The sequence below is a fragment of the Pseudomonas sp. SF2 genome, assembly GCF_036858055.1.
Lineage (GTDB): Bacteria > Pseudomonadota > Gammaproteobacteria > Pseudomonadales > Pseudomonadaceae > Aquipseudomonas.
The window spans coordinates 1-10,888 of sequence record NZ_JAMBDI010000050.1 but is presented as its reverse complement, the minus strand read 5'-3'; the positions used below and the strand labels follow the sequence as shown (position 1 = coordinate 10,888).

Genomic DNA, 10,888 nt, shown 5'->3' with positions numbered 1-10,888 from the left:
GGGCCGCAAAGCGGCCCCAATAACTTACTTGCGGGTCAAACCATCAGCCCGGAACATCTGCCGGATCCCGCGAATCGCCTGGCGAATACGGTCCTGGTTCTCGATCAGGGCAAAGCGAACATGGTCATCACCATAATCACCAAAGCCGATCCCCGGCGACACGCATACCTTGGCCTCGGCCAGCAGCTTCTTGGAAAACTCCAGCGAGCCCAGGTGCGCATACTCCGGCGGGATCTTCGCCCATACGTACATCGAGGCCTTGGGGTTCTCGACCATCCAGCCCAGCTCGTGCAGCCCTTTCACCAGCAGGTTGCGGCGCTGGCGGTATTGCTCGGCAATGTCGCGCACGCACTGCTGATCGCCTTCCAGTGCGGCAATGGCAGCCACCTGCAGCGGGGTGAAGGTGCCGTAGTCGTGGTAGCTCTTGATCCGCGCCAGGGCGCTGACCAGCTCGGGGTTGCCGACCATGAAGCCGATCCGCCAGCCGGCCATGTTGTAGCTCTTGGACAGGGTGAAGAACTCCACCGCGATGTCCTTGGCCCCCGGCACCTGCATGATCGACGGGGCTTTCCAGCCGTCGTAGACGATGTCGGCATAGGCCAGGTCATGTACCACCAGCACGTTGTACTGCTTGGCCAAAGCCACCACGCGCTCGAAGAAGTCCAGCTCCACGCACTGGGCGGTGGGGTTGGACGGGAAGCCGAGGATCATCATCTTCGGCTTGGGAATCGACTCGCGGATGGCCCGCTCGAGTTCGTTGAAGAAGTCCACACCCGGCACCAGCGGCACCGAACGCACCTGGGCACCGGCGATCACTGCCCCGTAGATATGGATCGGGTAGCTGGGGTTGGGCACCAGCACCGTGTCGCCCTGGTCAAGGGTGGCCAGCATCAGGTGCGCCAGGCCTTCCTTCGAGCCGATGGTGACGATGGCTTCGCTTTCCGGGTCGATGTCGACCTCGTAGCGTTCCTTGTACCAGTTGGATATGGCCCGACGCAGGCGTGGGATACCGCGGGAGGTGGAATAGCCATGGGTGTCTTCACGCTGGGCGACCTGCACCAGTTTCTCGACGATGTGCGGCGGGGTGGCGCCATCGGGGTTGCCCATGCTCAGGTCGATGATGTCCTCGCCACGGCGGCGGGCAGCCATCTTGAGCTCGGCAGTGATGTTGAAGACGTAAGGGGGGAGACGATCGATGCGCGCAAAGCGGCGCGGCGAACCTGGGTTGGCCATGACTTCCTCTGAGTACGTAAGCGCCCGGAACCGTCCGAGCGACGTTGGCCGATGTGGCGGCCTGGATCAGAAGATAGTGCCGAAACAGTATGACTGTAAAGGACAATTTCCTGTTTTGTTAGAATTTTTCAGATGTATTTTTTGAAAATTTCAAATTTATATTTCAGGCCCGGCCTCTTCGCGGGTAAACCCGCTCCCACAGGGGACGCACCAAGCTCAAATCCTGTGCACGAACCTGTGGGAGCGGGTTCACCCGCGAAAGGGCCAGCACAGGAAAACACCCATAAAAAAACCCCGGCACAATGGCCGGGGCTTTCGTGTAACAGGCAGCAGTATCAGCGTGCGTAAGTCATCAGCACGTCCGCAGCGGTCTGGCTGTCCACACCCATCATCACGCTCAGGGCAGTGACGGTGAGGATGGAGAAGCCGAACACCTTGCGGGCCCACTTGCTGTCGTCCTCGGCCTTGTAGCCACCCCAGGCCATGTACAGCCAGTACAGGCCCATGGCTGCTGCCACGGCCAGGTAGCCGAGGCCGGCGTAACCGCCGAGGGTAAGCATCAGGGTTGCGAGCACGAAGGCCAGCACGTACAGCACGATCTGCTTCTTCGCCGCGAGGATGCCGCGAGCCACCGGCAGGACCGGAATGTTGGCAGCGCTGTAATCCTTGAAGCGGAAGATCGCGATGGCGAAGCTGTGCGGCATCTGCCACAGGCTGAACATCACCAGCAGGGTGACTGCAGCCAGGTCGAAGCTGTTGCTCACGGCGCAATAGCCGATCACCGGAGGCATGGCACCAGACAGGCTGCCGACCAAGGTGCCGTGCACCGATTTACGCTTCAGCCACAGGCTGTAGAAACCGACGTAGACGATGAAGCCTACAGCTGCGCAGAACGCCGACAGCGGGTTGGCCTGGACATACAGCAGGCTGAAACCCGCCACCCCGAGCAGGGTGGCGTAGATCAGCGCGAGGGGCAGCGACATGCCGCCCTGGACCATGACGCGGTTCTTGGTGCGCTCCATCTTGTGGTCGATGTCACGGTCGATGCAGTTGTTGAACACGCATCCGGACGCAACCACCAGCGAAGTACCGATCACCACCGCCAGGAACAGGGCGAAATCCACATGGCCCTTCGAGGCAAGGAAGAAACCGCCTGCCACGGAAAGCACGTTACCGAAAATGATCCCCGGTTTGGTGATTTGGATAAAGTGCTTAACGGACATGCAGTCTTACCTCACTTGGCCAACATTTCGAAGTGGATGCTGAACATGATCCACAGCGACAGGCCGACAAGCAGAGCGATCACCAGAGCGGTGAACAGGAACGTCGACACGTTGCTACGTTGCTCTTTCGAGCGGTCCATGTGCAGGAAGTACACGAGGTGTACGACTACCTGGATCACGGCCATGGCAACAATGATCAGAACGGTCAGGTTCTTCGGCAGGCTTGGCGACATGGCCAGGCCGAACGGGATCGCAGTCAGGATGATCGACAGGATGAAGCCGATCATGTACGACTTGACGCTGCCGTGGTTACCTTCGTGATGAGTGTCGTGTGCGTTAGCCATTACAGAACTCCCAGCAGGTAGACGACGGTGAATACGCAGATCCAGACCACGTCCAGGAAGTGCCAGAACAGGCTCAGGCAGCTCATGCGGGTCTTGGCGGTCGGCGTGATGCCGTGCTTGTTGATCTGGTACATCATGACTGCCATCCAGATCAGGCCGGCGGTCACGTGCAGGCCGTGGGTACCTACCAGGGCGAAGAAGCCCGACAGGAAGCCACTGCGGTTCGGGCCGAAGCCTTCGCCGATCAGGTGATGGAATTCATAGATTTCCATCGCGATGAAGCCTGCACCGAACAGGAAGGTCACAGCCAACCAGCCCAGTACGCCAGCTTTCTTGCCATCGAACATCTTCAGCATGGCGAAGCCGAAGGTGATCGAGGACAGCAGCAGGAACAGCGTTTCAACAGCTACGAAATCGAGCTGGAAGATGTCATGACCCGACGGGCCGCCGGCAAAACTGCCGGACAGCACCGCGTAGGTGGCGAAGAGCGACGCAAACAGGATGCAGTCGGTCATCAGGTACAGCCAGAAACCGAGTACGGTCATCTGGCCCGAGTCGTGGTGGTGGTCGTCATGCCCATGGTCGTGACCATGAGCAGCACCGTGCATTACTTGACTGGACATTGATTACACCCGCTCAAACGATTCGACACGTGCGCCGGCAGGCAGAGCACCTGCTTTGGCCAGCGCTTTCATGCGCTCGCCTTCGATGCGCGCCACTTCTTCGGCCGGAACCATGTAGCCCTGGTCGTCACGCGCAGCGTGGCGAACGAAGACAGCGATGGTTGCAACCAGGCTCGCGCCAACCAGCCACCAGATGTGCCAGATGAAGGCGAAGCCGAAGACGGTCAGGAACAGGCCCATGAACAAACCGGTGGAGGTGTTGCTCGGCATGTGGATCGCTTCGTACTTGGCCGCAGGCTTGTAGGCAACACCGGCTTCCTTGGCTTCATGCCAGGCGTCCAGGCCAACCTTCTCAGGCATGTGGGCGAAGTTGTAGAACGGAGGTGGCGACGAAGTCGACCATTCCAGGGTACGGCCGCCCCATGGGTCGCCGGTCACGTCCAGGTTCTGGTTGCGATCGCGAACCGATACGTACAGCTGGATCAGCTGGCAGGCGATACCGAACAGGATCAGCACGGCGCCGACAACAGCTACGTACAGGTAGGGTTCCCACAGTGGGTTGTCGGAGTGGTTCAGACGACGGGTCATGCCCATGAAGCCCAGGGCGTACAGCGGCATGAATGCTACGTAGAAGCCCGAGATCCAGAACCAGAAGGCAGCCTTGCCCCACTTCTCGTTCAGGGTGAAACCGAAGGCTTTCGGGAACCAGTAGGCGAAGCCGGCGATGTAGCCGAATACCGCACCACCGATGATCACGTTGTGGAAGTGAGCAATTACGAACAGGCTATTGTGCAGCACGAAGTCAGCACCTGGAACAGCCAGCAGAACACCAGTCATGCCACCGATGGAGAAGGTGATCATGAAGCCCAGGGTCCACATGATCGGCGCGGTGAAGCGCAGACGGCCCTGGTAGATGGTGAACAGCCAGTTGAACAGCTTCACACCGGTCGGAATGGAGATCAGCATCGTCGCCAGGCCGAAGAAGGTGTTGACGCTGGCGCCGGCACCCATGGTGAAGAAGTGGTGCAGCCATACAGCGAAGCCCAGCACGGCGATGGCGCCCGATGCGTAGATCATCGAGTGGTGGCCGAACAGACGCTTGCCTGCGAAGGTGGAGGTAACTTCCGAGAACACGCCGAAGGCCGGCAGGATCAGGATGTAGACCTCAGGGTGACCCCACGCCCAGAACAGGTTGACGTACATCATCGGGTTCCCACCAAGCTCGTTGGTGAAGATGTGGAAGTCCAGATAACGGTCAACAGTCAGCAGAGCGAGTGCAGCGGTCAGGATCGGGAAGGAAGCCACGATCAGCACGTTGGCCCAGGTGCAGGTCCAGGTGAAGATCGGCATGTCCATCAGCTTCATGCCAGGGGCGCGCATCTTCATCACGGTGACGAGGAAGTTCACGCCGGTAAGCGTCGTACCCAGGCCCGAGAGCTGTAGCGCCCAGATGTAGTAGTCGACACCCACCCCAGGGCTGTACTGAATGCCCGCGAGCGGCGGATAGGCAACCCAGCCGGTCTTGGCGAATTCACCAACGCCCAGCGAGATGTTGACCAGCAGCACGCCTGCCAGCAGCAGGTAGAAGCTCAGGGAGTTCAGGAACGGGAAGGCAACGTCACGTGCACCGATCTGCAGAGGAACCGCCAGGTTCATCAGGCCGGTGAAGAACGGCATCGCCATGAAGATGATCATGATCACACCGTGAGCGGTGAAGATCTGGTCATAGTGTTCAGGCGGCAGGTAGCCTTCGGAGCCACCGGTAGCGGCAGCCAGCTGGGTACGCATCATGATGGCGTCGGCAAAGCCGCGCAGCAGCATGACCATCGCGACGATGATGTACATCACCCCGATCTTCTTGTGGTCGACAGTCGTCAACCACTCGGTCCACAAGTAGGTCCACTTGCGGAAGTAGGTGATAGCACCGACGACAGCGATACCACCGAGCGCGATCATGGCAAGCGTCACCATGACTATCGGCTCGTGATAGGGTATCGCCTCCAGGCTTAGTTTACCGAACATCTCTTACTCCTCTGCACCGGCAGCTGGTTGCATACTCGATTCCACACCCTTGGTAGTGGCCAGATCTTTGCTGCCTGCTTCTTCGTGGCTCGGACGACCGCGGTTCATGCCTTCGTACTTGTCGACGATCAGCTGGAACTGGTCAGGCGAAGCCTCGCTATACAGCGCGACTGGGTTGTTTTCGCTTGGTTTGGCCAAGGCGTCGTATTCGGCCTTGTCCAGCTTCTTCGGCGACTGCTTGACCTCGGCGACCCACTTGTCGAAGTCTTCCTGGGAGGTGGCAGTAGCCTTGAATTTCATGCCGGTGAAGCCAGCACCGCTGTAGTTGGCGCTGATACCGTCGAACTCGCCGTTTTCGTTGGCGATCAGGTGCAGCTTGGTGGTCATGCCGGCCATGGCGTAGATCTGGCCGCCCAGGCCCGGGATGAAGAACGAGTTCATCACGGCATCGGAAGTGACGCGGAAGTTGACCGGGGTGTTAGCCGGGAAGACGATCTTGTTGACCGTGGCAATGCCCTGCTCCGGGTAGATGAACAGCCACTTCCAGTCCAGCGCGACCACGTCGATCTGCACTGGCTTCACATCGGAATCCAGCGGACGGTACGGGTCCAGCTTGTGGGTGGAGTGGTAGGTGAAGTAGCCCAGGGCGATGATGATCAGGATCGGGATGATCCACACCGCGGCTTCGATCTTGGTCGAGTGCGACCAGTCGGGGGTGTAGGTGGCAGCCTTGTTGGAAGCACGGTACTTCCAGGCGAAAACCACGGTCATGATAATGACCGGAATCACCACCAGCAGCATCAGGCCGGTAGCGATCAGGATCAGGTTCTTTTGCTCAATGCCGACCTGGCCCTTCGGGTCGAGCAGGGTCCAGTTGCACCCACTGAGTAAAAGCATGCCTAAAAAGGGCAATATGCCAAACAGTCTGGGGTAACGCTTTTTACTCATCTCACGACCTCTAGATCAGCTTGCTTCAATGCAATTTGTGTTTTGGTAGCCAACACTTCGTCCTGCCAAGTGAGGCATTTCACGCCCGTACTCGCTCCTGCCCGGGGTCTGACTGCAGGACCTAGGCGTGAAGCGAGTTAGCGGTGCTTATGGTTTCGTAGGCAACAGGCCTGTACTTCAGACCAAGTCCATTTGGTGCGGGAAAACGCGGAGGGGGGTCCGCCCGGTATCGCCGTTGGGCGAAACTTGACGAAGTCAGCAAAAAGGAGCGCTGGGGCTTCCTTCAATCCTGCGACTTGCAAGCAGTGCCGAACGGAAATTGGGGGCGATTGTAGATAGGTCGCCAACCCTTGACTATGACTTATTGAGCAACAGTCTTTTACAGAATCTGCAACAATACTGCTCAAAAACTCAACTTCGCGACAGTTTGTCGCACCCCGCTTGCTAGGCCCCAAAGCCGCATTCTGCAAGGCCTCCGGGTTGATCTGGATCAAGCGGGGAGCAAATTTCCCCTCTTCTCATGCGGCGCAAAAGACCCCATGCAATTCGGGACTTTTGTCTAAGCCCGGCGTCGGTTGCGATAGATCCCGAGCGGAACCAGGACGGCCGTCAGGACGAACGCAACCAGCGCCCATTGCGCCAGAGACAAACCGAGGATCGGCGGGTACGGCGTGCTGCAGAAGCCGTCGACCTGGAACACCAGCGGCCAGAGCTTGGCCAGCGGCAGGTCGTCCACGATCGGTTGCAGGGTGTCGATGCCGCAACTGACCATGGGGTTGGCGAGTATATACACATGGTTGCCGGCCGCAACGATTCCGCCAATGGCGCTGAGCACCACCAGTGCCTCGAAGAAGGTCAGGCTGCGGCGCCCGGGCATCGCCGCGGCGAGGAAGGCGAACACGGCAATGAACAGCAGCGCATAACGCTGCAGGATGCACAATGGGCAGGGTGCCTCGCCCAGGACTATCTGCATGTAGAGGGCGCCACCGATCAGCGAAATGCAGATCAGGCCCAACAGCACCAGAAAGCGCCGTTCCCGATTCAGGCGCGATGTTTGTTCGTTCATTGCCGGTTCCTTCGATGGATAGTGGCAGCGTGGTCCGCCTGCCTGGGCGCAAGTCTACACGCTGGGCAGGGCCTTTGAGCGTGCCGAGGAAGCGGCGTGATGGCGCTGCTGGGCTATCCGGTGTGGCTGAGACCGGCCGCAACGACGTCGGTTCAACGTCGGGCGGCAAAAAACGGCTGCCGGGTGCCGCGCAGGAGCAAGCCCCTCGACACCCGGGAGTGAAGGATACCGTGATTAAAGGACGATTAACGATGAAAGCTGCACTGGCGCTTTCATCTCTCCTTTATATAGGCAGGAAGGTGAGGTGCGGCCCAGCGGCCGGGATAAATATTCTGTAAGCCTGTACCGGCCTCTTCGCGGGTAAACCCGCTCCCACAGGGCCCCCACAAGGTTCAAAACCTGTGCGATCACTGTGGGAGCGGGTTCACCCGCGAAAGGGCCAGTGCAGGCGCTACATCACTCCAGCGCAGCCGCCGGCCCGAAGAACTCGTAGCGGCTCTGCTGCTCTGGCACACCCAGGCCCTTCAGCTGGCGCTTGACCGCCGCCATGAAACCCTTGGGCCCGAGGAAGTAGGCATCCACGTCACGCTCCTGCGGCAGCCACTCGGCCAGCAGGTCCTCGCTCAGCAGGCCTAAGGCATCAGCTGCGGCGCCACCCTGCGGTTCGGCATAGCAGTAGAAGCGCTTGAGCTGCGGGTGACGCGCGGCCAGCTCGTCGATCCAGTCGCGGAAGGCATGCACGGCACCGTTGCGCGCGCAGTGAATGAAATGCACCTCACGCTGGGTTTGCAGTGCCGCCTGCAGCATTGGCAGGGTCGGGGTAATCCCCACGCCACCGCTGATCAGCACCAGCGGCTTGTCGCTGGCAACCAGGGTGAAATCGCCAGCCGGCGGGAACAGCTGCAGGGTATCGCCCACCGCCAGTACGTCGTGCAGGTAGTTGGAGACCTTGCCGCCCGCCTCGCGCTTGACGCTGATGCGGTATTCCTTGCCGTCGCACAATGCCGACAGGGAATAGTTACGGCGCTGCTCGGCACCGTCGATGTCCAGCTTCAGGCCGATGTACTGGCCAGGCTCGGCCTTGAGCACCGGCTTGCCATCCACCGGGGCAAAGTAGAACGATACGATTTCGCTGCTTTCCTGTTCACGGCGTACCAGGCGGAATTCGCGGGTACCGCGCCAGCCACCTTCGGCCTCTTCCTTCTGTTTATAGAGATTCTCTTCGGCACCGATCAGGATGTCGGCCAGCTGGCCATAGGCCGCGCCCCAGGCATCTATCACGGCGGGGGTGGCGATTTCCTTGCCCAGCACTTCTTCGATGGCGCGCAGCAGGCAGCTGCCGACGATCGGGTAGTGCTCGGGCAGAATCTGCAAGGCAACGTGCTTGTTGATGATCTGGCCGACCAGGCCGCCAAGCTGCTCCAGCTGGTCGATGTGGCGGGCATACATCAGCACGCCGTTGGCCAGGGCGCGCGGCTGGTCACCACTGGCCTGGTGGGCCTGGTTGAACAGCGGACGCACTTGCGGGTACTCGCTGAGCATCATCTTGTAGAAGTGGGTGGTCAGCGCTTCGCCGCCGCTTTCCAGCAGGGGGACAGTGGCCTTGATGATTGCACGTTGTTCGGCATTGAGCATTGCAACAACTCCTGAGCCTGTGGCTTCGAATGACTGCCTCGGTCATTACATCAACCGTGCCAACTTTTATCTCCAGCAAAATCAGGCAGTTGACGCCGATCATGTCAAAACGACCCACCCCGGCGTATAGTCATATCGACTTACAGGAGTCAATATGACCACAAAGCCGCTGCTCACCACCCTGCTGCCCCTGGTCAGCGACCTGTCCCGCGACCTGCCCGACCAGGAACGCTATCGCCGCCTGCTGCAGGCCATGCGTGGATTGCTGCCCTGCGATGCCGCCGCGCTGCTGCGCCTGGACGGCGAGTGGCTGGTGCCGCTGGCAGTGGACGGCCTGAGCCCCGATACACTGGGCCGGCGCTTCCGGGTCAGCGAGCACCCACGCTTCCAGGTTCTGCTCAGCAGCCCGGAACCCACTCGCTTTGCCAGTGACTCAGAGCTGCCCGACCCTTACGACGGCCTGGTCAACACCCCCGATGCCAACCTGGAAGTACATGACTGCATGGGCTGCCCGTTGATGGTTGACGAACGCCCTTGGGGCCTGGTTACCCTCGACGCCCTCACCCCAGGGCAGTTCCAGAGCCTGGAGCTGGGCGCCCTGCAGGCCTTCGCCAGCCTGGCCGCCGCCACGGTCACCGTGGCCGAGCGCATCGAGCACCTGGCCCTGCGCGCGGAAGACGAGCACCACCGCGCCGAGATCTACCGCCAGGCCAGCGGCCAGGATAAAGAGCTGATTGGCCAGAGCCCTGCGCACAAGCGCCTGGTGGAGGAAATCCGCCTGGTCGGTGGCAGCGACCTGACCGTGCTGATCACCGGTGAGACCGGCGTTGGCAAGGAATTGGTGGCCCAGGCCCTGCACCAGGCCAGCAACCGCGCCGACAAACCGCTGGTCAGCCTGAACTGTGCTGCCCTGCCCGACACCCTGGTGGAAAGCGAACTGTTCGGCCATGTGCGCGGTGCCTTCACCGGTGCCCATGGCGAGCGCCGTGGCAAGTTCGAACTGGCCAATGGCGGCACACTGTTCCTCGACGAAGTCGGTGAACTGCCGCTGACGGTGCAAGCCAAGCTGCTGCGTGTGCTGCAGAGCGGCCAGTTGCAGCGCCTGGGCTCGGACCGCGAGCACCGGGTGGATGTGCGCCTGATCGCAGCCACCAACCGCGACCTGGCAGCAGAAGTACGCACTGGCAACTTCCGCGCCGACTTCTATCATCGCCTCAGCGTGTACCCGCTGCACGTGCCACCGTTGCGCGAACGTGGGCGAGATGTGCTGCTGTTGGCCGGCTACTTCCTCGAACAGAACCGTTCGCGCCTGGGCCTGAACAGCCTGCGCCTGAGCAGCGAAGCCCAGGCCGCGCTGCTGGCCTACGACTGGCCAGGCAACGTGCGTGAACTGGAACACCTGATCGGTCGCTCGGCGCTCAAGGCGCTGGGCCAACACCCTGACAGGCCACGCATCCTTACCCTGGAAGCCATCGACCTGGACCTGCGCGCAACGGCAACGCCCGGCATCCCGCCCTCCCCTGCCGCGTCCTTGCAGGCAGCACCGCTACCCGAGGGGGGGCTGCGCGAAGCCGTCGACGCCTACCAGCGCCAGGTGATCGAAGCCTGTCTGCAGCGGCACGAAGGAAACTGGGCAGCGGCTGCCCGGGAACTCGGCCTGGACCGGGCCAACCTTAGCCGCCTGGCCCGTCGGCTGGGGCTGCGCTGATTGAAACCAGCGCGGTACCTGTGGGAGGTGGCCCGGCCCTTTGGCCTGCGCTGTCGCATGAATAGCTGAAATTGCAAGCAATCCGC

At 60.9% G+C, this 10,888-nt stretch carries 9 protein-coding genes; 1 reads left to right on the top strand and 8 read right to left on the bottom strand.

All coding sequences use genetic code 11. The annotated features are described in order from the left end of the window. Positions 1–24: 24 nt before the first annotated feature. The 8 genes from alaC to hmpA form a co-directional block, all read right to left on the bottom strand. Positions 25–1,233, bottom strand: a complete 1,209-nt coding sequence (gene alaC / locus M2S36_RS22860) for an alanine transaminase (protein WP_087503060.1) — start codon at positions 1,231–1,233, stop codon at positions 25–27. 335 nt (positions 1,234–1,568) lie between these two features. Next, positions 1,569–2,456 carry a heme o synthase gene (gene cyoE / locus M2S36_RS22855; RefSeq protein ID WP_016484944.1) on the bottom strand — a complete coding sequence of 296 codons (888 nt, stop codon included), beginning with the start codon at positions 2,454–2,456 and terminating at the stop codon, positions 1,569–1,571. An 11-nt stretch (positions 2,457–2,467) separates the two neighbouring features. Then, on the bottom strand, positions 2,468–2,800 hold the full coding sequence (gene cyoD, locus M2S36_RS22850; RefSeq protein ID WP_025337746.1) for a cytochrome o ubiquinol oxidase subunit IV: 333 nt from the start codon (positions 2,798–2,800) through the stop codon (positions 2,468–2,470). Then, positions 2,800–3,423 carry a cytochrome o ubiquinol oxidase subunit III gene (gene cyoC, locus M2S36_RS22845; protein WP_063911281.1) on the bottom strand — a complete coding sequence of 208 codons (624 nt, stop codon included), beginning with the start codon at positions 3,421–3,423 and terminating at the stop codon, positions 2,800–2,802. Before cyoC ends, cyoD begins: the two co-directional genes overlap by 1 nt. Positions 3,424–3,426: 3 nt before the next feature. Further along, positions 3,427–5,445, bottom strand: coding sequence for a cytochrome o ubiquinol oxidase subunit I (gene cyoB / locus M2S36_RS22840; RefSeq protein WP_207832521.1), 2,019 nt, complete (start codon positions 5,443–5,445; stop codon positions 3,427–3,429). A gap of 3 nt (positions 5,446–5,448) precedes the next feature. Further along, positions 5,449–6,393 carry a ubiquinol oxidase subunit II gene (gene cyoA, locus M2S36_RS22835; protein WP_015268993.1) on the bottom strand — a complete coding sequence of 315 codons (945 nt, stop codon included), beginning with the start codon at positions 6,391–6,393 and terminating at the stop codon, positions 5,449–5,451. A gap of 559 nt (positions 6,394–6,952) precedes the next feature. Next, the gene (locus tag M2S36_RS22830; RefSeq protein ID WP_207832518.1) at positions 6,953–7,459 is read right to left on the bottom strand and encodes a disulfide bond formation protein B; all 507 of its coding nucleotides are present in this window, start codon (positions 7,457–7,459) and stop codon (positions 6,953–6,955) included. 456 nt (positions 7,460–7,915) lie between these two features. Beyond that, a complete protein-coding gene (gene hmpA, locus M2S36_RS22825; RefSeq protein ID WP_207832516.1) occupies positions 7,916–9,094 on the bottom strand; it encodes an NO-inducible flavohemoprotein in 1,179 nt (392 codons plus the stop codon). Positions 9,095–9,248: 154 nt separating this feature from the next. Here hmpA and norR point away from each other — a divergent pair, with 154 nt between their 5' ends. Further along, on the top strand, positions 9,249–10,802 hold the full coding sequence (norR, locus tag M2S36_RS22820) for a nitric oxide reductase transcriptional regulator NorR (protein ID WP_233687282.1): 1,554 nt from the start codon (positions 9,249–9,251) through the stop codon (positions 10,800–10,802). Positions 10,803–10,888: the final 86 nt, after the last annotated feature.

Coding starts and splice junctions, on each gene's coding strand:
- norR (WP_233687282.1), top strand. CDS start 9,249: ATGACCACAAAGCCGCTGCTCACCACCCTGCTGCCCCTGGTCAGCGAC.
- cyoB (WP_207832521.1), bottom strand. CDS start 5,445: ATGTTCGGTAAACTAAGCCTGGAGGCGATACCCTATCACGAGCCGATA.
- hmpA (WP_207832516.1), bottom strand. CDS start 9,094: ATGCTCAATGCCGAACAACGTGCAATCATCAAGGCCACTGTCCCCCTG.
- cyoC (WP_063911281.1), bottom strand. CDS start 3,423: ATGTCCAGTCAAGTAATGCACGGTGCTGCTCATGGTCACGACCATGGG.
- cyoA (WP_015268993.1), bottom strand. CDS start 6,393: ATGAGTAAAAAGCGTTACCCCAGACTGTTTGGCATATTGCCCTTTTTA.
- alaC (WP_087503060.1), bottom strand. CDS start 1,233: ATGGCCAACCCAGGTTCGCCGCGCCGCTTTGCGCGCATCGATCGTCTC.
- cyoE (WP_016484944.1), bottom strand. CDS start 2,456: ATGTCCGTTAAGCACTTTATCCAAATCACCAAACCGGGGATCATTTTC.
- cyoD (WP_025337746.1), bottom strand. CDS start 2,800: ATGGCTAACGCACACGACACTCATCACGAAGGTAACCACGGCAGCGTC.
- M2S36_RS22830 (WP_207832518.1), bottom strand. CDS start 7,459: ATGAACGAACAAACATCGCGCCTGAATCGGGAACGGCGCTTTCTGGTG.